Origin of the sequence: Pseudomonas sp. PLMAX (assembly GCF_046042685.1) — a bacterium.
In the GTDB taxonomy this organism is placed as follows: Bacteria; Pseudomonadota; Gammaproteobacteria; order Pseudomonadales; family Pseudomonadaceae; genus Aquipseudomonas; species Aquipseudomonas putida_AE.
Genome location: NZ_CP064949.1, coordinates 3359941 through 3381772 on the forward strand (window position 1 = coordinate 3359941; position 21832 = coordinate 3381772).

A 21832-nucleotide genomic window follows, 5' to 3' on the forward strand; every position below is an offset into this window, starting at 1 on the left:
CGCATGGCTTGAGGGCCAATCGCTGGCAAGCCAGCTCCTACAGGGGGAGAAAACGCCAATCTGGCACCACCGTTCCTCACCTAAGTCTTTGCTTCTGTTCATTAATCCTCCAGAATCGCGCCCCTGTTTCGGCCAGGGCGCTGCCTGTCGGGTATTCCGACGCGTTCTGGCCGGGTGGCAAGTGACCGGAATGTGGAGATCCCACCGGATGAATGATCAGGCCAATAGCGTTAACGAACGCTTTGTAGCAGCGACACCCGCAACGCTTTCGAGCTGGAATCGCCAGGACACCACCTGGATGCTGGGCCTGTTTGGCACGGCGATTGGTGCGGGCACCCTGTTTTTACCGATCAACGCGGGCCTGGGCGGTTTCTGGCCGCTGCTGGTGCTGGCGCTGCTGGCGTTCCCGATGACCTTCTACGCACACCGCGGCCTGACCCGCTTCGTGCTGTCCGGCCGTGAAGGCGCGGACATCACCGAAGTGGTGGAAGAGCATTTCGGTCTCAAGGCCGGCGCGTTGATCACCTTGCTGTACTTCTTCGCGATCTTCCCGATCCTGTTGATCTACAGCGTGGCCCTGACCAACACCGTGGGCAGCTTCCTCGAACACCAGTTGCACATCATGCCGCCACCGCGTGCGGTCCTGTCGTTGGTGCTGATCCTCGGCCTGCTGGCCGTGGTGCGCTGCGGTGAGCAGGTGATCGTCAAGGCCATGAGCCTGATGGTCTACCCGTTCATCGTCGCGCTGCTGTTCCTGGCGGTGTTCCTGATTCCGCACTGGAACGGCGGCATCCTCAGCACGGCCAGCACGCTGCCTGAGCCGTCGGCGTTGCTGCACACCCTGTGGCTGGCGATTCCGGTGATGGTGTTCTCGTTCAACCATTCGCCGATCATCTCGGCGTTCGCCGTGGACCAGAAGCGTCGTTACGGCGAGCACGCCGAAGAACGCAGCTCGCAGATCCTGTCCCGGGCCCACGCCTTGATGGTGGTGATGGTGCTGTTCTTCGTGTTCAGCTGCGTGCTGACCCTGTCGCCGGCACAACTGGCCGAGGCGAAAGCACAGAACCTGTCGATCCTGTCGTACCTGGCCAACCACTTCAGCAACCCGACCATCGCCTTCGCGGCGCCGTTGATTGCCTTCGTGGCCATCTCCAAGTCGTTCCTGGGCCACTACATAGGCGCCAGTGAAGGTCTCAAGGGCCTGATCGTCAAGAGCGGCAAGCGTCCGGCGGCCAAGACCCTGGACCGCATCGTGGCGGCATTCATGCTGGTGGTGTGCTGGATCGTCGCCACACTGAACCCGAGCATCCTCGGCATGATCGAAACCCTGGGTGGCCCGGTGATCGCGGCGATCCTGTTCCTGATGCCGATGTATGCGATCCGCAAGGTGCCGGCGATGGCGCGTTATCGTGGCCAGGCTTCCAATGTGTTTGTAGTTGCAGTGGGTCTGGTGGCGATTTCGGCGTTGATCTACTCATTGAGCGCGTAATGTAAAGATCAAGAGATCGCAGCCTGCGGCAGCTCCTACAGGGCTCACTTGTCCCTGCAGGAGCTGCCGCAGGCCGCGATCTTTTTGATTCAAGGTATAAAAAAACGCCGCCCCTCTCACGAGGGGCGGCGTTTTTCATTGCGTTGCAGCGTTAGGCTTGAACGACCGGGATGTTGGCGTTCGCAGCAGCTTCACGGAACTCGGCAATCTGGTCGAAGGACAGATAGCGGTAGACATCGGCCGCCATGCTGTCGATCTTGCCAGCGTACTCCATGTACTCCTCGACGGTCGGCAGGCGACCCAGGATGGAAGCCACGGACGCCAGCTCAGCCGAAGCCAGGTAGACGTTCGCGCCGTCACCCAGACGGTTCGGGAAGTTACGGGTCGAAGTCGACACAACAGTCGAGTTCGGCTCTACACGTGCCTGGTTACCCATGCACAGCGAGCAGCCCGGCATTTCCATGCGCGCGCCAGCCTTGCCGTAGATGCCGTAGTAGCCTTCTTCGGTCAGCTGGTGAGCGTCCATCTTGGTCGGCGGCGACAGCCACAGACGGGTTGGCAGCTGACCCTTGACCTGTTCCAGCAACTTGCCGGCAGCGCGGAAGTGGCCGATGTTGGTCATGCAGGAACCGATGAACACTTCGTCGATCTTCTCGCCAGCAACGCTGGAGAGCAGGCGAGCGTCGTCCGGGTCGTTCGGAGCGCAGAGTACTGGCTCCTTGATGTCGGCCAGGTCGATCTCGATGATTTCGGCGTACTCGGCGTCCTTGTCCGCTTCCATCAGTTCAGGGTTGGCCAGCCAGGCTTCCATCGCCTGGGCACGACGCTCCAGGGTACGGGCATCGCCGTAGCCTTCGCCGATCATCCAGCGCAGCAGGGTGATGTTGGACTGCAGGTATTCAGCGATCGACTCTTTCGACAGCTGGATGGTGCAACCGGCAGCCGAACGTTCAGCCGAGGCGTCGGACAGTTCGAACGCTTGCTCGACGGTCAGCTTAGGCAGGCCTTCGATCTCCAGGATGCGACCGGAGAAGGCGTTTTTCTTGCCTTTCTTCTCTACGGTCAACAGGCCAGCCTGGATCGCGTAGTAAGGAATGGCGTGAACCAGGTCACGCAGGGTGACGCCTGGCTGCAGTTCGCCCTTGAAGCGAACCAGCACCGACTCAGGCATGTCCAGCGGCATGACGCCAGTGGCGGCGGCGAACGCCACCAGGCCGGAACCGGCCGGGAACGAGATGCCGATCGGGAAACGGGTGTGGGAGTCACCACCGGTACCGACGGTGTCTGGCAGCAGCATGCGGTTCAGCCACGAGTGGATGATGCCGTCGCCCGGACGCAGGGAAACGCCGCCGCGGGTCATGATGAAGTCAGGCAGGGTGTGGTGGGTGGTCACGTCGATCGGCTTTGGATATGCCGCGGTGTGGCAGAAGGACTGCATCACCAGGTCGGTCGAGAAGCCCAGGCACGCCAGGTCTTTCAGTTCGTCACGGGTCATTGGACCGGTGGTGTCCTGGGAACCCACGGTGGTCATCTTCGGTTCGCAGTAGGTGCCCGGACGAACGCCGGTCACGCCGCAAGCCTTGCCGACCATTTTCTGCGCCAGGGTGAAACCCTTGGTGCTTTCAGCCGGAGCTTCTGGCTTCTTGAACAGGGTCGAAGGTGGCAGGCCCAGCTCGGTACGAGCCTTCTCGGTCAGGCCACGGCCGATGATCAGCGGGATACGGCCGCCAGCACGGACTTCGTCCAACAGCACCGGGGTCTTCATTTCGAAGGTGGTCAGGACTTCGTCGGTGCCGTGCTTGCAGACTTTGCCAGCATGAGGGTACAGGTCGATCACGTCGCCCATGTTCATGTTGGAAACGTCAAATTCGATTGGCAGTGCGCCGGCATCTTCCATGGTGTTGTAGAAGATCGGAGCGATCTTGTTGCCGAAGCAGAAACCGCCGGCACGCTTGTTCGGCACGTAAGGAACGTCGTCGCCGAAGAACCACAGCACCGAGTTGGTCGCCGATTTACGCGAAGAACCGGTACCGACCACGTCGCCCACGTAGGCGATCGGGAAGCCGGCGTTGCGCATTTCTTCGATCTGCTTCATCGGACCGGTGACGCCTTGTGCGTCCGGCACGATGCCGTCGCGCGCCATTTTCAGCATGGCCAGGGCGTGCAACGGGATGTCCGGACGGGACCAGGCATCCGGAGCAGGGGACAGGTCGTCGGTGTTGGTTTCGCCGGAGACCTTGAACACGCGCAGGCTGATCTTGTCGGCCAGCACCGGGCGTTTCACGAACCACTCGCCGTCAGCCCAGGATTGCAGCACGCCTTTGGCGTGTACATTGCCGTTCTTGGCTTTTTCAGCGACGTCGTGGAAGGCATCGAACATCAGCAGGGTGTGCTTGAGTTCTTCGGCGGCCACTGGCGCCAGTTCGGCGTCGTCCAGCAGGTTCACCAGGGTCACGATGTTGTAGCCGCCCTGCATGGTGCCGAGCAGTTCAACAGCGCGCTTCTTGTCGATCAGGGGGGAGGTGGCTTCGCCTTTGGCGATGGCGGACAGGAAGCCGGCCTTGACATAGGCTGCTTCGTCCACTCCAGGCGGAACGCGATTGGTGATCAGGTCAACGAGGAATGCTTCTTCGCCAGCCGGGGGATTCTTCAGCAGCTCGACCAGGCCTGCAGTTTGTTCGGCGTTTAGCGGCTGGGGAACGATACCCAGTGCTGCGCGCTCTTCGATATGTTTGCGGTAGGCTTCAAGCACAGTTATTACCCTCATCAGTGGTCCCAAATGGGTGTCCGGGACGCTCATCCCGAAATTGCCGTACTCATGCGCTGCATGGCGTTGTGAGCCACTTAGCCAGAATTACCGACAATTCCTTACAGAAGCTGCTTTCAAAGTTTTACGCCTGCAGAACGGGAGCTGATGAGGGTTGGCGCTGGGCTTTTCCCCGCTGGAAAAACCCTTCGCCAACACCGCTCTGAAGGAACGACTGTGCTCGTGACGCTTTGAAAACAGCTTCTAACGGACATTGGCGCCTAAAAAGGCAGGCTGATTCTACGGCAAAAAAAAATTAAAGGTAAGTTGGCTCATGAAACTTTGAGGGGTGATCAATGTTAGACAAAGGGCTAACATGCCATCCTGTTTTGCTTTTCGCGTTCTGCCTACCTATGCCCAATCAGACCATCAAGACCCCCTGCGTCGGCCTTTGCTCCACTGTTTACGGTGATCTGGTGTGCCGTGGCTGCAAGCGTTTCCACCACGAAGTGATCCGCTGGAACGGCTACAACGAGGAAGAAAAACGCGCCGTATGGCTGCGTCTTGAGCAGTTGTTGTCCCAGGTGATGGCCGCCAAGGTGGAAATTTTCGACCCGGCGCTGCTCAGGACGCAGCTGGAACAGCGCAAGATCCGCTTCGTGCCGCATCAGTCCGAGTATTGCTGGGCCTACCAGCTGATCGCCCGGGGCGCCCGGGTGATCAACAATCTGGAAGCCTACGGGATGGTGCTGTTGCCGGAATTTCGCGACTGGAACCTGCCGGAATTGCGCGATGCCATTGATCGGGAATTCTTCCTGCTCTCCGAGGCGCACTATCAGCGCTACATTGCGCCAGGGTTCCTCAAAGACGCCTTTGGCGCCTGAAAGATCGCAGCCTGCGGCAGCTCCTACAGGGAAATGCGTTCACCTTGTAGGAGCTGCCGAAGGCTGCGATCTTTTGATCTTCAAATCAATGTTTCACCGCCAACTCCTCCAGGTGGTCCTCAACCTCCTGCGGCTTGAGCACCAGCACATCGCTCTCCACCGCATCGAGCACCACTTCCGCGGTATTGCCGATCAAGGTCCCTGACAACCCGGTGCGCGCCACTGTGCCGATCACCGTCACGGCCGCCTGCAGTTTGTGCACCATGAACGGAATCAATACATCCGCCGGGCCTTCGGCGATGTGCAGGTGTTCGTTGTCGATGTCGAATTCCGCCTGGAACGCCCGGCACTGTTCGCGATAGCGCGCCTCGATGGTTTCGCTGAGCTGCAACGTCGGGTCGGCCGCTGACAGCATGGGCGATGGATGAGCACTGATCACATGCAGATGCGCCTTGGCCAGGCTGGCGATGTCATAGCCGTAATCGATGATGGTGTCGTGCAAATGGCGGTGCTCACTTTCCATATTGCCAACGTCGACGGCCGCCAGGATTACTTTGTCCTTCCAGGAACCGGAGGTTTTCACCAGCAGTACCGGGGTAGGGCAGGCGCGCAGCAGTTTCCAGTCCACCGGCGTCAGCAGGGCCTTTTTCAGCGAACTGTCGGGGAAGTGCTGCTTGATCACCAGCCCGCAGCCTTCCGCCTGCTGCACGTCGACGATGGTTTCGTGCAGGCTCTGGTTCCAGGCCTGCTCGGTGGTGACGTTGTAACCGTCTTCCAGCAACGCCGCCTTGAGCACGCTGAGCATGGCGCTGTGATCGTGCTTGGGATCACAGACCAGCAGGTGCAGGTGTGCCTGGGTCACGCCAGCAATCAGTTTGGCGCGTTTGAGTGCCAGGCTTTCCGAATGCTCGGGGTCGATGACCACCAGGATGCTGCGAATGGCTTGCATGATCGGGATCTCCTGAAAATGAAAAAGCATGGCGTTGCACAACTATAGTTGCTGCGCGACATTCGGTGACTTGATGCATATCAACGGTAGTGGCTGGTGGTCTGCGGGCAGGCCGGTATAATCGGCGCCCTTCGATTTATACCTATTTTTCCGTGAGCCCCATGATCCTTCCCGAAATTCACGAGTTCCTCGGCTGCCGCACCCCTGACGGCTGGGTTCAAGCCGCGCTGGCCGATCAGGAAACCCTGCTGATCGACCACAAGAACTGCGAATTCAAGGCCGCCAGCACGGCGTTGAGCCTGATTGCCAAGTATCACTCCCATGTCGAATTGATCAACATGATGTCGCGCCTGGCCCGGGAAGAGCTGGTGCACCATGAGCAGGTCATGCGCCTGATGAAAAAACGCAAGATCGAGTTGCGTCAGCTGTCCGCCGGGCGTTACGCCTCGGGGCTGCGCAAGGTGGTGCGCAGTCACGAGCCGGTGAAACTGGTTGATACCCTGGTGGTTGGCGCATTCATCGAGGCCCGCAGTTGTGAGCGTTTTGAGGCACTGGTGCCGCATCTGGACGACGAACTGGGCAAGTTCTACTTCGGCCTGCTCAAGAGCGAGGCCCGGCATTTCCAGGGGTACCTGAAGCTGGCCTATCAGTACGGGGACGCCAAGGACATCGCCCAGGTGATCGACAAGGTCCGCGCCGCAGAGCAGGACTTGATCGAGTCGCCGGATGTGGAATTTCGTTTCCACAGTGGTGTGCCCGCACTATCAGCGGCTTAAACCCAGACGTTCATGCCACTCGGCGATGGACTCCTCGGGATAAACATCAAACTGTTTATCCCCCGGCCGCACCTCGGCTTCCACCCAGGGCGCACTGGAACTGAGCATCAAGTGCGTATGCTCCGGCGGCACCGGCAGCGGTGTATCGATGGCCGACGCAAACGGATGGATCAACTCGGGCCACTCTGGGCTGAACAGCCACAATCCCGAACCGCAGACCGAGCAAAAATGCCGCTCAGCGCTGCTGCGATGAGCGCGTTTCTCGCCTTCGCCCTTGAGCAGGGCATGGTAGATCGCGATGTTCTTGCGCCCACGTACTTTGAGGCTGTTGGCGTCACCGGCGATGTTGATCGCATAACCGCCACCGCCCTGGGTCTTGCGGCAAATCGAGCAATAGCAGCGCTGGTACGGGTAGGGGTGGGCGCTGGTGAGGCTGAACGACACCGCGCCGCAATGGCAGGAACCTTCGAGTTGCATGAGAACCTCCGGCTGTCTTGAGCGAGCTCAAGACAGCCTAGACCCTCAGCGCGCCTCGACCGGCACCGAGCATCGCGAATCCCTCCGATTGAGGATTGACCATGCACCTCAACTCCGGGGGCGTCATCGACCATTAGCTGGGGTGATGGGCAGTTGGGTGAGCGGTGAATGGGCTGAAGTCTTCGCGAGCAAGCCCGCTCCCACAGGGAACACCGCAGATCAACTGTGGGAGCGGGCTTGCTCGCGAAAAACGATAACGCGGTCCTACTGGACGCCCACGATCCACCGGGTCAGCATGAGCGCCTCGAACCCCGGACCCGACCCGATGCGACGATTACCCTCCCTGGCCGCCCTGCGAACCTTCGAATGCGCCGCCCGCCACGCCCATTTCGGCCGGGCGGCGGCGGAGCTGTGCGTCACCGACAGCGCCGTCAGCCACCAGATCCGCCAGCTGGAAGAACAGCTTGGTGTGTCGTTGTTCGTCCGTGAAGGCCGGCAGATTCGCCCGACCATGGCCGCTGGCCGGCTGATGCAAAGCCTGCAACAAGCCTTCGAGCTGATCGGCGATGCCTGCGACGAGCTTCGCGATCCATCGTCCCTGGCGGTCTTGCGCCTGGCGGTCACCGCTGAACTCGCGCAGAAATGGTTGATGAGTCGTCTCACTGATTTTTACGCGCGTTATCCGCACATCACCTTGCACCTTTACGAGCAACCGATCGACGCCACGGCGCCGGGCGAGGACATCGACCTGGCGATCACCTATGGCACCGGTCCCGTGGACAGCAGTGCCTATTTCGTCCGGCCCTTGCCGGCGTTGCAGTTTTTCCCGGTGTGCAGTCCCGGGCTGTTCAACCAGGGCACCCTGAAAAACCCCAGGGACCTGGCGCGCCACTGCCTGCTGCACGACGATCAGGACGGCAAGACCTGGACCGCGTGGCTCACCAGCCATGCCGGTGATCAGCGCCCCGAACGGCAACTGTACTTCGCCCACGCCGGCTTGGCTCTGGAAGCCGCGGCCCAAGGGCAGGGCGTGGCCATGGGCGATAACCTGACGGCCCAGGAAGATCTGCTCAGCGGTCGCCTGGTCCGTCCTTTCACCTCAAGCATGACCGCCCTGGGTCAATACGCGCTGGTGTGTGAGCGCGTGCGCCTGGAGCGGCCAGCGGTCACGCAGATGCTGGAATGGTTCAACGATCAACTGATCGATTGATGAATTTAATTCAAGTATTCCGAAATAATCATCGTTGGCGAGCAGAGGGCCGGCCACCTTAGCCTGTGGTCATTCCAATGCCCACTGATGAGGTTTGCCCATGGCTCGTTTGCTCGATTCCACGCCTAAATCCGACGGCTTCCGTTTGCCCGGAGAATTCGAAGCCAAGTCCGGCTGCTGGCTCGGCTGGCCGGAGCGCACCGATGTCTGGCGCAATGGTGCCAAGCCGGCACAGAAAGTCTGGGTGCAGATCGTCAGCGCCATCGCCCAGAGTGAACCGGTCACCGTCTGCGCCTCGGCCGCGCAATTCGCCACCGCCCGCCGACAATTGCCGCCGCAGGTACGGGTGGTGGAAATGACCTGCAACGACACCTGGTTTCGCGACAGCGGGCCGTGCTTTGTGGTCAATGACCAGAGCGGCGAAGTGCGCGGCGTCGACTTCGAGTTCAACGCCTACGGCGGCCTCGACGGCGGCTTGTACTACCCCTGGGACAAGGACGACCAGATCGCCAGCAAAATCCTCGAAATCGAACGCTTCGATCGCTATCGCGCGCCGTTGATTGCCGAACTCGGCGGCATCCAGAGCAACGGCCAGGGCAGCATCCTCACCACCGAGCAATGCCTGCTCAACCGTAATCGCAACCAGCACCTGGGCAAGGACGAAGTCACTCGCCGCTTGACCGATTACCTCGGCGCCGAACAGGTCATCTGGCTGCCACGGGGGTGCAAGTTCGACGAAACCGACGGCCACGTCGACGATCTGGCGTGCTTCGTACGTCCCGGTGAAGTGGTGTTGCAATGGACCGACAATCGCGACGACCCGCAGTGGGAAATCTACCAGGAGGCCTACGACATCCTGCGCAGTACCCGCGACAGTCGTGGTCGCGAGTTGATCGTGCACAAGCTGCCACAACCGGACGTGCTGGAGTGGACCCTGGAGGAGGCCGAGGGCCTGGATCAGCAGGACAGCACCCATACACGTCAGGCGGGTACGAAAATCTGCGCCTCCTATATCAATTACTACGCCGGTAACACCTCGATCGTGGTACCGCTGTTTGGCGACCGCAATGATCAGGTCGCGCTGGCGACCCTGGCCGAACTGTTCCCCCGGCACAAGATCGTCGGCATCGAAAACTCCCGGGAAATTCTCCTGGGCGGCGGCAACGTAGCCTGCATCACCATGCCGCAGTACGCCGGCAAAGGAGTTTAAAAAATGGGCCTGCACAAACTGACCCAAGCGTTAATGCTGGTGCTTGCACCCCTGTGTGTGCAGGCCGCCGACACCCCCAAACCGGTGGTGAACCTGTACATCTGGGGCGAGTACCTGGCCCCGGACACGCTGACCAACTTCGAGAAAAAAACCGGTATCCGTGTCGTCGCCGATCACTTCGACTCCCTGGAAACCGTCGAGACCAAACTGCTCACCGGTCGTAGCGGTTATGACCTGGTGTTGACGGCGGGACAGCATCTGTCCCGGGCGATCCAGAGCGGTGCCATCCAGACCCTGGACAGGCAGCAAATACCGCACTTCGCCGGAGTCGGCGAAGAGTTCCGCCAGCACATGGCGGTGTTCGATCCGGGGAACCGTTATGCCGGGATCTACGCCTGGGGCACCACTGGGGTGGGATATCAGGAAGAGGCGGTGAAGCAGCGCCTGGCCGATGCGCCAACCGACAGCTGGGCCATGCTGTTCGACCCGGCGGTGGTGGCGAAATTCGCCGATTGCGGGGTCAGCCTGCTCAACGATCCCAATGAAGTGTTCGCTGCCGTGATGAAGTACATGGGCCTGGACATCAACCGCCAGAGCCTCGATGACCTGAAACTGGCCGAGCAGCAACTGGCGAAGATCCGTCCGTACATTCGCTACTTCGACAATGACCTGAACATCAGCGACCTGGCCAACGGCAATACCTGCGTGGCGATGTCGTGGAATGGCAACGTGGCCATTGCGGCGGGGCAGGCGCAAGCGGCTAGCAAACCGTTTTCGTTGCAGTACCGGATACCCAGGGAGGGTACGCTGATCTGGTTCGATGCCATGGTCATCCCCAAGGACGCCCCGCATCCCGAGGCAGGGCTGGCCTTGATGGATTACCTGATGACACCTGAAGTGATCGCGCCGATCACCGACACCATCCACTACGCCAATGCGATCACGGCGGCGGATACCTTGATCGACCCGGCGATCCGCAATGATCCGGGGACCTATCCGGCGCAGGCGGTGCGGGCTTCGTTGTACAGCAAGAATGACAATGGCAAGGCGTTCAACAAGGCGTTGATCCGGGCGTTTACACGGTTGAAATCAGGGTTGTGATTGCTGACGTCTTCGCGAGCAAGCCCGCTCCCACATTTATCCGAGTTTCATCAGAAGAACGCGGTCAAATGTGGGAGCGGGCTTGCTCGCGAAGAACGATAACGCGATCTACCTGTTAGGCACCCGCCACAAATACCAGGCAGCCACAGTCCGATACGGACTCCACGCCAACCCGATCTCTATCATCTGCTTGCGCGTCGGCTGCACCTCAAGCCCCTTGAGCCGTCGATAGCCCTCGCGCACGCCAAAGTCATCGGCCGGCAAAATGTCCGGCCGCTCCAGGCTATAGATCAGCAGCATTTCCACGGTCCAGCGACCCACGCCGCGCAGGGTGACCAGGCGCTCGATCAGCGCTTCATCGTCCATCGCCAGCGCTGTGGCGTAATCCGGTACTACGCCATCGAGCGCCGCCTGGGCGATGCCCTGGATGGTCGCAATCTTGCTGGCGGAAAAGCCGCAACTGCGCAGTCGATCAAAATCTGTCGCCACGATCTGCTCAGGCCGCGGAAACGCCACCGAGGGGTACAGCGCCAGCAATCGACCGACAATCGCATCCCCGGCCCTGGCGTGCAGTTGCTGGTAGGCAATCGCCCGCACCAGCGACTCATAGGGATCGCGGGCGGCGTGGGGTTGATGCAGGCACGGGCCGACAGCGTCGATGTGCCGACGCCAGTCGTCATCCAGATTTGCCAGCCATTGGCTGGCCAGGCGGTAGGGGTCAGGCATGAAGGATCCTTGGCGGGGCTGGGCGAACGCAGCCTGTGATCAGAAGGCCAATTGCTCGGTGATCTGCACCGCCGCCTTTTCCAGCCTGAGCAGGAACGCCTTGCGCGGCTGGCCTCCAGCGTAGCCGGTCAGCGAGCCATCGGCGCCGATCACCCGATGGCAGGGTACGATGATCGAAAGGCGGTTGTGACCGTTGGCCAGGCCGACGGCGCGGCTGGCGCCGGGTTTGCCCAGGGTGGCGGCAATCGCGCCGTAGGTGGTGGTGTGGCCGTAGGGGATGTGGGCCAGCTCGGCCCAGACCTGGCGGGAGAACTCGCTGCCGGGCATGTGCAGGGGGACGCTGAATTCAGTACGCTCGCCGGCGAAATACTCGGTCAGTTGCTCTTCGACTTGCTGCAAATGCCCGTTGTGTCCCGGCGCCACGGCATAACCATGGCGACTTTGCAGGCTTTGCACTTCGCGGGTCAGCGAAGGCTGGTCGAGAAATTCCAGGAGCACCAGCCCACGGCGCTCGGCCATGGCGATCATCGGCCCCAGCGGCGTCGTCAACCGGGTGAACAGCAGCGGCTCACTGTTGGCGGCGCGTCCCGGGGTGATGTGGAAGGACTTTTGAAACGCATCGCGAAAGCCGCTCAGGGATTCGTAGCCTGAGTCGAACGCGGCGCTGTCGATCGAGTCCCCCTGTTTGATGCCGCCCAATGCCATGCCCAAGCGGCGGGTGCGCAGCCAGGCGTGGAAAGTCATGCCGAAATGCTGCTTGAACCAGCGCCGCAGTTTCAGCGGTTCGATGCCTTCGGCCTGCAATTGGGCGTCGGTCCAGCGAATGTCCGGATCAAGGTCTACCGATTTAAGCAGCTTCTGCACCCAGTCCGGCGCAATCGCGGCGGCGTCCATGGGTTTGCATCGCAGGCAGGCTCGGTAGCCCGCCGCCAGGCACTCGTCGGCGTGAGCGAAGAACTCGACGTTCTCCGGTTTCGGGCTGCGTGCGGTGCAACCGGGGCGGCAGAAGATCCCGGTGGTCTTGACCGCAGTAAAAAACACCCCTTCGTAGGTGGTGTCTCGTTCGAGCATGGCGCGGACCATCTCGGCGTGGGGCGGAAGCAGTGTGTGTGGTAGGTTCATGGGCGAAGCATAGAACGGGGCAGGGACAGTCTCCACCGGAAAATGAACAGAGAATTCCGGTTTTGCAATGACCTGTAGGAGCTGCCGAAGGCTGCGATCTTTTGATCTTGATCTTGAAAAAAAAGATCAAAAGATCGCAGCCTTCGGCAGCTCCTACAAGGGTAACCTTTTCAGTTTCAGGGCTCGCGATCCGCCAGTTCTTCCAGCAGATCCGCCGAGGGCGTGAAAAACAAGCCACCAGTGACAGCGGTGCTGAAATCCAGCAAGCGGTCGTAATTACCCGCAGGCTTGCCGACAAACATGTTCTCGAGCATCTGTTCCAGCGGATCGGGCGAGCGCGCATAGCCGATGAAATAGGTGCCGAATTCTCCCGCACCGGGCCGCCCGAACGGCATGTTGTCGCGCAGGATCTTCACTTCTTCCCCATCTTTGGTGATGGTCGTCAGGGCACTGTGGGAATTGTCCGGTTTGACCGAGTCGTCGAGTTCGATATCCGACAGTTTGGTGCGCCCGATAATGCGCTCCTGCGCCTCGACGGATAACGCGTTCCAGGCATTCATTTTGTGCAGGTACTTCTGCACCAGCACATAGCTGCCTCCGCTGAATCCAGGGTCTTCATCGCCGACAATCGTGAAGCCGACAGCCTTGCGCCCGACGGGGTTTTCGGTGCCATCGACAAAGCCGATGATGCTGCGCATGTCGAAATAGCGGAACCCCTGGACTTCATCGACGACCGCAACCGCACCGTCAAGCGCCGAGAGCAGTTGCGTCGCCAGTTCGAAGCACAAGTCCATATGTTCAGCGCGGATGTGCAGCAGGAGGTCGCCAGGGGTGGAAATGGCGCGACGTTCCTCCGATCCGAATTCGCGGAAGCCGTGCAGCGCGGCGGGGCGCGGGTGGCCAAACAAGGTGTCCCAAGCGGTGGAGCCGAAGCCACAGATGCACGACAGGTTCCCGGCGGGAACGCGTTTGCCCACCGAGCGCGTGAGAGCTGCGACGTCTGCACACCAGCCCCGCACTTTGCTCGCGGCTTCACTGCCGGGAACCAGGGTTGCCACGATGAAGATCGCGCTGCGGGTGATGGGGCTGCAGATGGCCTGAGCGTCCGGCGTAGATTGATCCATTGGCATGCGCCCCATGAGCGGTAGTTGATTCAGGCCCGACGCGCCATCAGCAACACTGAAGCCGCCGCCGACAACAAACCCGCGCAGAAGCGATTGAACAGCCGCTTGCCCGACGGTTTGGCAAACCAGCGGCGCATGTGCAGGCCCATGTAAGCGTAGGCGCCGATGGCGATCCATTCCAGGATCAGAAACAGTGCTCCCAGCAGGGCGAATTGTGGCGTGATCGCGAGGGTCGGATCGACAAATTGCGGCAGGAACGCGGTGAAGATCAGGATCGCCTTAGGGTTGCCGGCCGCCACCAGAAACTCCTGCCGGGCCAACGCCAGCATGCCCGCCGGCGGGGTGGTTACGGCGGTTTCTGCGCCGGGGTTGGCCCGCCACAATTGCCAGGCAAGATAAAACAAGTACGCCGCACCGAGAATCTTGATCCCGTAGAACAGCAATTCCGAGGTTTGCAGCACCACCGCCAGACCGGCCGAGGCGAGGGCGATCATTGCGGCGAACGCCAGCAAACGACCGATGCCGGCCAGGCATGCGGTGCGGTAGCCATAGCGGGTCGAGTTGCTGACCGACAGCAGGTTGTTCGGGCCTGGCGCCATGTTCAGGGCGAAGCAGGCCGGGAGAAAGAGGGAGAGGGTGGCGAGGTCCATTATCGGCTCCAGTAGCGAGGGCGATATTTTTACCACAGGTGCCGTGCGGCTTGACCCGTACAGTCGTGAACCGCAGGCACCGTACAATCAAGGGGGGCGGTAACTATTTGCCGCCAGGCGCTCCCGATTATTCCAAACGGGTCTAGCTACCTGACAGTTGTGACAGTTAAAAGCATTTCGGCGATGCGTTAAAAAGGAGTCATTACTCAATGGCCAAGTGACCGACATGACTTCGAATACTGCAACTGTAAAAACTTTTGCCGCAGTGACAATCCCGGCGCCGATCAAGACGCTTTTTGACGATATTGCATTTGCACACGTGGCGGCCGAGCATATCTCGGCAGCCACGAACACGCCGGTGACGATCGAAGACACGGTGACGCAGGACATGCTGGATAAAGTGACGGTGTTACGGGTGTTGAGCGGGCAGCCGAGAAGAATCACCAGCCTGCAAGGCATTGGACATCTGCGCAATTTGCAGGACCTGATGATAGAAAATCAATTGATCACTCGCCTTCCTGAAGAATTTGGGACGTTAGCAAAGTTGACGTCGGCGCATTTCGTCAACAACTCAATCAAATCAATTCCGGAGTGGATCGGCAATCTCAACAACCTGACCAGCCTGAATCTGAGTTCTCAGTCACCGCGGGGCATTCTCAGAGGCGGTATTCCGGAGTCGATCGGTAACCTGATCAAACTGGAACGCTTTGACGTGGGTAATAACAATAACCTCTGCGGAAAACTACCCGATTCCCTTTCCAGGCTGATCGCCCTCAAATTCATGTTGGTGCAAAGCAACGGGTTTGAAGACATGACCGTCTTGAATGTCATGCCTTCGACCACCAGCATCAATGCCCGCAATCAAGCCTTGGGCGTTTTTGAGCTGGGCAATGTGAGGCAAAACAGTTCGATGTCCATCAGGCTGCAGAAAATATTTGAGCAGGCCCTGACGCCAGGTGACTACCTGTATGAACCGGGCGGTGTTGAAATCATTGGCAGTCCAGGTGCGTATCTCGATCAAAACCTGCGCTATGTACATTTGCCGACCAACACCCTTGGCACCTCGGAGGCGACGCTGGCTTTTCATGGGCGGCTGACCAGTGTGGGTTATCGCTACACGGTGACCGCGTAACGGCCCACGCTTTTCCAGCCTGTTAAACAAGCGGGTTAAGCGGGGGAATTTGTTGCGAACCGATAATCTACTTCGCGAATTTCTTCGCACCCGCCACACAAAGAATCACCGCCACAGTGACCGCCAGCATGCCAATGCTGACCTTTTCATGCAGCAATGTCGTCGCCAGCGCCAAGCCAAAAAACGGCTGCAGCAGTTGCAGTTGCCCCACGGCCGCAATTCCGCCCTGCGCCAGCCCGCGATACCAGAACACAAACCCGATCAGCATGCTGAAAAGGGACACGTAGGCCAGGCTGACCCAGGCTGGTGTACTGATGCTGGCAAAGGTTGCGGGCAGCCGCCACAAGGTCAATGCGGCCATGACCGGCAGTGCCAGTACCAGCGCCCAGCAAATCACTTGCCAGCCGCCCAGTGTGCGGGACAACTTCGCGCCTTCGGCATAACCGAGCCCGCAGGCCAGGATCGCCAGCAGCATCAGGATGTCACCCTGGGGTGACGCCGTCAGGCCCTGGGCGACGGCGAATCCGACCACCAGCAGGCTGCCCAGCACCGAGAAACACCAGAACACCGGCCGTGGGCGCTCGCCACCGCGCAGGACACCGAACACCGCGGTCGCCAGTGGCAGCAGGCCGACGAAGACGATGGAATGCGCGGAAGTAACGTATTGCAGCGCCAGCGCGGTCAACAGCGGAAACCCCACCACCACGCCGAGTGCCACGATCAACAAGGGCACAAGCTGATTGCGCGCGGGGCGTTTTTCCTTGAACAGCAACAGCAGGCACAGGGCCAGGATGGCTGCAAGGGTGGCGCGGGCCACCGTCAGGAACACCGGGTCGAATTCCAGCACCGCCACCCGCGTCGCAGGCAGCGAGCCACTGAAAATCACCACGCCGATCAGGCCATTGATCCATCCGCGGGCACTGCTTTCCAGCGCCGGGTTTTGCACGTTTGAAGTCCGTTCCATTTGGCTCACTCATTGTTGGGTTGCACGAAAGCCATCGTATGATTGACTATCGGTACAATCAAAAAATTGTCATGGATACATCTCGACATGCCTCGTTCCCGCTACAAAACACTGGTGGATGCATATGCCGCCGAGATCCGCGCCGGACGTTTGCCGCCCGGTACGCGTCTGCCGACTCACCGCCAATTGGCTGCTGAGCACGGCTTGGCCTTGGTCACGGCCAGCCGGGTCTATGCCGAGCTCGAGAGCATGGGCCTGGTCAGCGGCGAAACCGGGCGCGGGACCTTTATCCGGGAGACCTCATTGCCGCCGGGGCAGGGCATTTCCCAGTCGGTGGTGGCGGCAGGGATGATCGACCTCAACTTCAACTACCCGTCATTGCCCGGTCAGGCCGATCTGTTGCGTAACGCGTTGCGTCAACTCGCGCTGTCCGGTGACCTGGAGGCCCTGCTGCGCTATCAGCCCCACGCCGGGCGCCTGCATGAGCGGGCGGCATTCGCCCGTCATCTGCTCGAACGCGGCCTGAACGTACCGGCCGAACAGGTGCTGATCGTCAGTGGCGCCCAGCATGGCCTGACGGTGGCGATGATGACCCTGCTCAAGCCCGGCGATGTGATTGCCGCGGACGCCTTGACCTATCCGGGCTTCAAGACGCTGGCCGAAACCCTGCATCTTGAAGTCCTGCCCATTCCCGTCACGGACAAGGGGCCTGATTTGCCTGTCCTGGACAAACTGTGCCGGCTTCGCCCGGTGCGGGCCGTCTACTCGATGCCGACCTTGCACAATCCGTTGGGCTGGGTGCTGGACGCCGATCAGCGCGAGCATCTGGTGGCGATCGCACGCCGGCATGACCTGACGATCATCGAGGACGCGGCCTACGCTTTCCTCGCCGAAGACGTCCCGCCACCCCTGGCTGCAATGGCGCCGGAAAGAACGGTGTACGTCAGCGGTTTATCGAAGAATGTCGCCACCGGGTTGCGCGTCGGTTTTGTCGCCGCGCCGGCGCCATGGATTGCCGGATTTGAACGCACCATCATGGCGACCACCTGGAACACCCCCGGGGTGATGACGGCCATTGCCTCGGCCTGGCTCGACGACGGCACTGTCAGCAAACTCGAGGGGCAAAAGCGTGTGGACGCACAAGCCCGGCAAGCCTTGGCCCGTGAGGTGCTGGCGGGACTCAGGACCATCAGCCATCCGTCTTCGTATTTCATCTGGCTGCCCTTGGCCGAGGACGCCCGGGCCGACCAGATCGCCATGGCGTTGATGCGCGAGCAGGTGTCGGTGTCGCCCGCCGAACCCTTTGCGATTAGCCCCCATGTCCCCCACGCGATACGTCTGGCGCTGGGCTCGGTGGACATGGTCGCGCTGCGCCAGGCGTTGGTGAAGGTGAAGAAGGTGGTCGACTATTACTCATAGCCCAGGGCAGTTTTCTTCAATACGCGCAGCACAGGGCTCCTTACATTGACGCCTGGTTCAACTGACTGAGCAGGTGTGCAAATGAGTTTGATCATGTCCATGGCGGCGTTTGCGTTGGCCGCTTCCATCACGCCGGGGCCCGTGAATATCGTGGCCCTGGGTTCGGGGGCGCGCTTCGGCTTTCGCGCCAGTCAGCGCCATGTGGCCGGGGCGACGCTGGGCTTCGTGTTGCTGCTGGTGCTGATGGGGCTGGGGTTGCATGAACTGTTGCTGCTGTGGCCGGCAATGACCCAGGTCGTGCAGTGGGCCGGGGTGGCGTTCCTGTTGTACATGGCGTTCAAGCTGGCCGCCGACGACGGGCAACTGCAGGCAAAGGATTCGAGCCGCGCGCCGTCGATGCTGTACGGCGCGGTCATGCAATGGCTCAACCCGAAAGCCTGGCTGGCCTGCGTGGCCGGCATGGGCGCCTTCGTCGCCGATGGCGAGGCCCGCCTGGTGTGGCAGTTCGCGGCGGTGTACCTGGTGATTTGCTACCTGTCGGTCGGTTGCTGGGCCTACGCCGGGACGTTTTTGCGTGGCTACCTGAACAATCCGGCGGGCATGCGCTTGTTCAATCGGGGCATGGCGTTGTTGTTGGCGGTGAGTGCGGTGTATCTGTTGGTGCCTTAATCAACCGCGATACTGCCCTGGCGTTGCCGCCAGATGCTGCTTGAACGCCCGTTGGAAATGCGCCTGATCGGCAAATCCTGCTTCCAGCGCCACGTCGGCGATCAGCTTGCCATTGCGCAGTTGATCCCGGGCGAACTGGATGCGGCGGTTGACCAGGAAGGCGTGGGGTGTCATGCCGTAATGCTGCTTGAAGGCGCGGATCAGGTAGGACGGCGACAATTGCGCCGCCTGGCAGATGTCTTCGAGCTTGAGCATCTGCGTGCAGTGCTCGCGAATGAAGTCGGCGGCGCGCTCAAGCTTGAAGTTGGGCTCGCGCAGCGGTTGTTCGGTCGGGTTCAGGCGTAGCTGCACTTCGGTGAAAAACTCCACCGCAGCGCTGTGTTTACACATCACGTCTTGCTGCTCGTCGACCAGCACCTGATACAAAGCCTGCAAACCCATGAAGAGGCCAGGGTCTGCGGTATGGGTGACCGCGAACCGGCGAAACGCCAGATCGTTGCTCAAGCCCAGCTGATGCTGCAAGTCGGTGAGCCATGGGCTGTCGACATACAGCATCAGGTACGACCAGGGCTGATCGTCGATCGGATTGCAGGCATGCACATCACCGGGGTTCATCAGCACCACGGTGCCGGCACAAACCTCGGAGTTCGATTGCTCATGGACATAGGTACTGCGCCCGGCGGTGATCGCACCGATGGAAAAGTGCTCGTGGGCATGCCGGGTGTAACAGACCTCACGCCCGTCGGCGATGGAGCGGGCTTCGATGAAGGGCAGGGCATCATCGCGCCAGAAGCGCGGGGCCTTGTCGGTGTCCCTGGGTGTCGCGGGCTTCATGGTCAATCCTTGGCAGATCAGCGCCACAGTGTATTAGTTCTCGCCGTTGAAGGCTCGTTGCAGCTCGGCGATATCGAGTTTTTTCATGTGCATCATCGCCAGCATGGCGCGTTGGGATTTTACCGTGTCGGGGTCCTTGATCATCTCCATCATCGCCACCGGGACGATCTGCCAGGACACGCCGAATTTGTCCTTGAGCCAGCCGCATTGCTGTGCCTCGACAGGCCCGCCGGCGGACAGGCGTCCCCAGAAGTGGTCGACTTCCTCCTGGGTCTGGCAGTTGACCTGGAACGAGATCGCTTCGTTGAAGATGAAGTTCGGGCCACCGTTGAGGCCGGTGAACGTCTGCCCGTCGAGTTCGAAACTGACCGTCATGACCGAGCCGACTTCCCGGCCATGGAATTCCTTTCCGGCCTCGCCGTAGTGAGTGATGGCGGTGATTTTCGAGTGATCGAAGATCGCACAGTAGAACTTCGCGGCCTCTTCGGCCTGACCATCGAACCACAGGCAGGGTGTGAGTTTTTGCACGTGTAGCATGGCGGGTCTCCTTGGCAGGTTTTTGCATGCTGGACTATCAGCGTAGCTAGCCTGCGGCGGTCTGGCCGAGCCGTAGATCGCCGGGAGTGTAAGGATTTTCTACAAAGTGGAGTCTTAATGACCAAGCCTTGTGTCATATCGACTATTTTTAGCGCGAGTCGTTATGACACGTACGAGCTCAGATACCTGATTTGTAAGGGCTAAATATCTGGCACGAGACTTGATGGATGAAACGTACAACTGAACTGCTTCAGGAGTACGGAAAATGTTCCATTTCTTCAGCAATGCTCAGAACGTCCTGCACCTTTCCAGCCGAGTGCTCGGCGTCGGCCTGGCCATGTTGCTGGCAGGCATCTACGGCGCTTACCTGTATGCCGGTCACCTGTCGATCGTGGCGCTGGTGGCGTTGCACGCCATGACCATCATCGGACCGACCCTGCTGAAAATCGGCTACGTCATGCGCCTGCTGGCCCAGCACTGGTTGAGCAAACCTCAGCGCGTGGCGCTGGCCTGATGCGCAAACTGGCCGCTACTCCCGTCTTCAGTCTTGGATTTCGCCCGTTCTTTCTGGCAGGTGCCGCGTTCGCCGCACTGGCAGTGGCAATCTGGGCCCTGTGGTTGTACGGCCGCTTGCCCGGCGCACAACCGCTGGGCGGTATGCTCGCCTGGCATCGGCACGAGATGCCGTTCGGGTTCGCCGTGGCCATCATCGCCGGATTCCTGCTGACGGCGGTACCGAACTGGACCGGTCGCCCGGGACTCAAGGGCTGGTCGTTGATCGGGCTGCTGCTGGTCTGGCTGGCTGCACGAACGGCTTGGTTGCTGCCGATTGCTCCCGCAGGGTTGCTGCTTGTGCAAATGCCCTTTTTGCCGTTGCTGGCCTGGGTGTTGGGGCGCGACCTGGTGGCCGCGGGCAAGCGCGACAACTATCCGATATTGCTGATGATCACTTTGCTGGCCGGCTGCCAGGCCATGACGTTGTGGGGCTCTGGGCCGATGATACGGGTTTGCAGCGGCGGGGCGTACTGGCGGCCTTGTGGCTGGTCGGCGCGCTGATGAGCGTGATTGGCGGGCGGGTGATTCCGTTCTTCATTCAGCGCGGCTTGAATCGTCCAGCACCGCCTGCGGCCAATCCATTACCCACCAGGGTACTGCTGGTGAGCGGGTTGCTGGCCGCGCTGACATTTGCCCTCGGTTTGAATGACCTGCCCAGACTCTGGCTGGCGGCGTTGTTTGTTTTGATCGGCGGTCTGCATCTGCTGCGCCTGTGGCGCTGGCATGACCGCGGTATCTGGCGCGTGCCCCTGCTGTGGTCGCTGTATCTGTCGTATGCCTGGCTGGTGGTGGCGGTGTTTGCCATGGCGCTGTGGCACGCCGGCCTGATGCCGCAACAGAGCCTGGCCACCCATGCGCTGGCGGTGGGTGGCATTGGCGGGTTGATTCTGGCGATGATCGCCCGGGTCAGCCTGGGGCACACCGGGCGGGCGCTGCGGCCTTCGAAAGCCATCGTTGCGGGGTTTGTCCTGGTGTTGATCGCAGGGGTGGTGCGGGTGTTGCTTGTGCCGTTATCCGGGTTGGGGTTGGGGGTTTCGGCGTTGTTTTGGTGTGTTGCGTTTGGGTTGTTTCTGGTGGGCTACACCTCAATTTTGCTAAGGCACAGGGTGTAGGAGCCCGCGGCGGGCTCCTGCAGAGGAACACGTACTACCCAACAACGAGGTCGAGCGTTAGCTCGCCTTGCTCTGGCTTTTGCTCTGGCTTTTGCTCTGCTTTTGATCTTGATCTTCTTGCCCCGTCGAGAGGCCGAGTGGAGGTT

Annotated in this window: 20 protein-coding genes and 1 pseudogene; 11 read left to right on the forward strand and 10 right to left on the reverse strand. The window is 60.6% G+C overall.

Annotated elements, in window-relative coordinates; genetic code table 11:
• The first annotated feature begins 208 nt into the window (after positions 1 to 208).
• Positions 209 to 1489 (forward strand): serine/threonine transporter, encoded by a 1281-nt coding sequence (locus DKB71_RS15585; protein WP_323605985.1) that lies wholly within the window; start codon positions 209 to 211, stop codon positions 1487 to 1489.
• Positions 1490 to 1640: 151 nt separating this feature from the next.
• On the opposite strand, the gene acnB is transcribed toward DKB71_RS15585, so the two are convergent.
• Positions 1641 to 4241 (reverse strand): bifunctional aconitate hydratase 2/2-methylisocitrate dehydratase, encoded by a 2601-nt coding sequence (gene acnB, locus DKB71_RS15590; protein WP_274076361.1) that lies wholly within the window; start codon positions 4239 to 4241, stop codon positions 1641 to 1643.
• A gap of 407 nt (positions 4242 to 4648) precedes the next feature.
• Between acnB and DKB71_RS15595 the strand changes: the two genes are divergently transcribed.
• The gene (locus DKB71_RS15595; RefSeq protein ID WP_408600963.1) at positions 4649 to 5119 is read left to right on the forward strand and encodes a DUF1289 domain-containing protein; all 471 of its coding nucleotides are present in this window, start codon (positions 4649 to 4651) and stop codon (positions 5117 to 5119) included.
• A gap of 85 nt (positions 5120 to 5204) precedes the next feature.
• Here the strand turns inward: DKB71_RS15595 and DKB71_RS15600 are convergent, their stop codons facing one another.
• On the reverse strand, positions 5205 to 6068 hold the full coding sequence (locus DKB71_RS15600) for a universal stress protein (protein WP_274076338.1): 864 nt from the start codon (positions 6066 to 6068) through the stop codon (positions 5205 to 5207).
• A gap of 161 nt (positions 6069 to 6229) precedes the next feature.
• Between DKB71_RS15600 and DKB71_RS15605 the strand changes: the two genes are divergently transcribed.
• Positions 6230 to 6844, forward strand: a complete 615-nt coding sequence (locus tag DKB71_RS15605; RefSeq protein ID WP_408600964.1) for a tRNA-(ms[2]io[6]A)-hydroxylase — start codon at positions 6230 to 6232, stop codon at positions 6842 to 6844.
• Here DKB71_RS15605 and DKB71_RS15610 read toward each other — a convergent pair.
• Positions 6833 to 7321 carry a GFA family protein gene (locus DKB71_RS15610; protein ID WP_408600965.1) on the reverse strand — a complete coding sequence of 163 codons (489 nt, stop codon included), beginning with the start codon at positions 7319 to 7321 and terminating at the stop codon, positions 6833 to 6835. The genes DKB71_RS15605 and DKB71_RS15610 overlap by 12 nt on opposite strands.
• Before the next feature lie 325 nt (positions 7322 to 7646).
• Between DKB71_RS15610 and DKB71_RS15615 the strand changes: the two genes are divergently transcribed.
• The 3 genes from DKB71_RS15615 to DKB71_RS15625 all read left to right on the forward strand — a co-directional run bounded on the left by DKB71_RS15615 (position 7647) and on the right by DKB71_RS15625 (position 10842).
• Complete coding sequence (locus tag DKB71_RS15615; RefSeq protein WP_408600966.1) at positions 7647 to 8531, forward strand: LysR substrate-binding domain-containing protein; 885 nt, start codon at positions 7647 to 7649, stop codon at positions 8529 to 8531.
• A gap of 100 nt (positions 8532 to 8631) precedes the next feature.
• Positions 8632 to 9741, forward strand: a complete 1110-nt coding sequence (aguA, locus tag DKB71_RS15620; protein WP_408600967.1) for an agmatine deiminase — start codon at positions 8632 to 8634, stop codon at positions 9739 to 9741.
• Between the two features lie 3 nt (positions 9742 to 9744).
• Positions 9745 to 10842 carry an extracellular solute-binding protein gene (locus DKB71_RS15625; protein WP_408600968.1) on the forward strand — a complete coding sequence of 366 codons (1098 nt, stop codon included), beginning with the start codon at positions 9745 to 9747 and terminating at the stop codon, positions 10840 to 10842.
• 108 nt (positions 10843 to 10950) lie between these two features.
• Here the strand turns inward: DKB71_RS15625 and DKB71_RS15630 are convergent, their stop codons facing one another.
• The 4 genes from DKB71_RS15630 to DKB71_RS15645 form a co-directional block, all read right to left on the reverse strand.
• Entirely contained in the window at positions 10951 to 11568 is a 618-nt protein-coding gene (locus tag DKB71_RS15630) for a DNA-3-methyladenine glycosylase (protein WP_274076345.1), read from the reverse strand.
• Between the two features lie 39 nt (positions 11569 to 11607).
• On the reverse strand, positions 11608 to 12690 hold the full coding sequence (locus DKB71_RS15635) for a methylated-DNA--[protein]-cysteine S-methyltransferase (RefSeq protein WP_323627151.1): 1083 nt from the start codon (positions 12688 to 12690) through the stop codon (positions 11608 to 11610).
• Positions 12691 to 12866: 176 nt separating this feature from the next.
• Entirely contained in the window at positions 12867 to 13814 is a 948-nt protein-coding gene (locus DKB71_RS15640; protein WP_408600969.1) for a Dyp-type peroxidase, read from the reverse strand.
• Between the two features lie 29 nt (positions 13815 to 13843).
• On the reverse strand, positions 13844 to 14464 hold the full coding sequence (locus DKB71_RS15645) for a LysE family translocator (protein ID WP_408600970.1): 621 nt from the start codon (positions 14462 to 14464) through the stop codon (positions 13844 to 13846).
• A gap of 226 nt (positions 14465 to 14690) precedes the next feature.
• Between DKB71_RS15645 and DKB71_RS15650 the strand changes: the two genes are divergently transcribed.
• On the forward strand, positions 14691 to 15596 hold the full coding sequence (locus DKB71_RS15650; protein ID WP_408600971.1) for a hypothetical protein: 906 nt from the start codon (positions 14691 to 14693) through the stop codon (positions 15594 to 15596).
• 67 nt (positions 15597 to 15663) lie between these two features.
• On the opposite strand, the gene DKB71_RS15655 is transcribed toward DKB71_RS15650, so the two are convergent.
• Complete coding sequence (locus tag DKB71_RS15655) at positions 15664 to 16560, reverse strand: DMT family transporter (protein WP_408600972.1); 897 nt, start codon at positions 16558 to 16560, stop codon at positions 15664 to 15666.
• Between the two features lie 87 nt (positions 16561 to 16647).
• Here DKB71_RS15655 and DKB71_RS15660 point away from each other — a divergent pair, with 87 nt between their 5' ends.
• On the forward strand, positions 16648 to 17979 hold the full coding sequence (locus DKB71_RS15660) for a PLP-dependent aminotransferase family protein (RefSeq protein WP_408600973.1): 1332 nt from the start codon (positions 16648 to 16650) through the stop codon (positions 17977 to 17979).
• Between the two features lie 81 nt (positions 17980 to 18060).
• A complete protein-coding gene (locus DKB71_RS15665) occupies positions 18061 to 18648 on the forward strand; it encodes a LysE family translocator (RefSeq protein WP_408600974.1) in 588 nt (195 codons plus the stop codon).
• On the opposite strand, the gene DKB71_RS15670 is transcribed toward DKB71_RS15665, so the two are convergent.
• Positions 18649 to 19482 (reverse strand): AraC family transcriptional regulator, encoded by an 834-nt coding sequence (locus DKB71_RS15670; protein ID WP_408600975.1) that lies wholly within the window; start codon positions 19480 to 19482, stop codon positions 18649 to 18651.
• Positions 19483 to 19515: 33 nt separating this feature from the next.
• Complete coding sequence (locus DKB71_RS15675) at positions 19516 to 20019, reverse strand: VOC family protein (RefSeq protein WP_406592191.1); 504 nt, start codon at positions 20017 to 20019, stop codon at positions 19516 to 19518.
• 265 nt (positions 20020 to 20284) lie between these two features.
• Between DKB71_RS15675 and DKB71_RS15680 the strand changes: the two genes are divergently transcribed.
• Positions 20285 to 20533 carry a transmembrane sensor/regulator PpyR gene (locus DKB71_RS15680; protein WP_323627159.1) on the forward strand — a complete coding sequence of 83 codons (249 nt, stop codon included), beginning with the start codon at positions 20285 to 20287 and terminating at the stop codon, positions 20531 to 20533.
• Positions 20533 to 21686 (forward strand): annotated as a pseudogene (locus tag DKB71_RS15685) (NnrS family protein). Before DKB71_RS15680 ends, DKB71_RS15685 begins: the two are co-directional and overlap by 1 nt.
• Positions 21687 to 21832: the final 146 nt, after the last annotated feature.

Excerpts from the sequence above, each read along its gene's own strand:
- DKB71_RS15665 (WP_408600974.1), top strand. The coding sequence starts at position 18,061 with ATGAGTTTGATCATGTCCATGGCGGCGTTTGCGTTGGCCGCTTCCATC.
- DKB71_RS15600 (WP_274076338.1), bottom strand. The coding sequence starts at position 6,068 with ATGCAAGCCATTCGCAGCATCCTGGTGGTCATCGACCCCGAGCATTCG.
- DKB71_RS15610 (WP_408600965.1), bottom strand. The coding sequence starts at position 7,321 with ATGCAACTCGAAGGTTCCTGCCATTGCGGCGCGGTGTCGTTCAGCCTC.
- DKB71_RS15585 (WP_323605985.1), top strand. The coding sequence starts at position 209 with ATGAATGATCAGGCCAATAGCGTTAACGAACGCTTTGTAGCAGCGACA.
- DKB71_RS15625 (WP_408600968.1), top strand. The coding sequence starts at position 9,745 with ATGGGCCTGCACAAACTGACCCAAGCGTTAATGCTGGTGCTTGCACCC.
- DKB71_RS15650 (WP_408600971.1), top strand. The coding sequence starts at position 14,691 with ATGACTTCGAATACTGCAACTGTAAAAACTTTTGCCGCAGTGACAATC.
- DKB71_RS15630 (WP_274076345.1), bottom strand. The coding sequence starts at position 11,568 with ATGCCTGACCCCTACCGCCTGGCCAGCCAATGGCTGGCAAATCTGGAT.
- DKB71_RS15645 (WP_408600970.1), bottom strand. The coding sequence starts at position 14,464 with ATGGACCTCGCCACCCTCTCCCTCTTTCTCCCGGCCTGCTTCGCCCTG.
- DKB71_RS15595 (WP_408600963.1), top strand. The coding sequence starts at position 4,649 with ATGCCCAATCAGACCATCAAGACCCCCTGCGTCGGCCTTTGCTCCACT.
- DKB71_RS15655 (WP_408600972.1), bottom strand. The coding sequence starts at position 16,560 with ATGGAACGGACTTCAAACGTGCAAAACCCGGCGCTGGAAAGCAGTGCC.
- DKB71_RS15675 (WP_406592191.1), bottom strand. The coding sequence starts at position 20,019 with ATGCTACACGTGCAAAAACTCACACCCTGCCTGTGGTTCGATGGTCAG.
- DKB71_RS15680 (WP_323627159.1), top strand. The coding sequence starts at position 20,285 with ATGTTCCATTTCTTCAGCAATGCTCAGAACGTCCTGCACCTTTCCAGC.
- DKB71_RS15605 (WP_408600964.1), top strand. The coding sequence starts at position 6,230 with ATGATCCTTCCCGAAATTCACGAGTTCCTCGGCTGCCGCACCCCTGAC.
- DKB71_RS15615 (WP_408600966.1), top strand. The coding sequence starts at position 7,647 with ATGCGACGATTACCCTCCCTGGCCGCCCTGCGAACCTTCGAATGCGCC.
- DKB71_RS15670 (WP_408600975.1), bottom strand. The coding sequence starts at position 19,482 with ATGAAGCCCGCGACACCCAGGGACACCGACAAGGCCCCGCGCTTCTGG.
- DKB71_RS15660 (WP_408600973.1), top strand. The coding sequence starts at position 16,648 with ATGCCTCGTTCCCGCTACAAAACACTGGTGGATGCATATGCCGCCGAG.
- aguA (WP_408600967.1), top strand. The coding sequence starts at position 8,632 with ATGGCTCGTTTGCTCGATTCCACGCCTAAATCCGACGGCTTCCGTTTG.
- DKB71_RS15640 (WP_408600969.1), bottom strand. The coding sequence starts at position 13,814 with ATGGATCAATCTACGCCGGACGCTCAGGCCATCTGCAGCCCCATCACC.
- DKB71_RS15635 (WP_323627151.1), bottom strand. The coding sequence starts at position 12,690 with ATGAACCTACCACACACACTGCTTCCGCCCCACGCCGAGATGGTCCGC.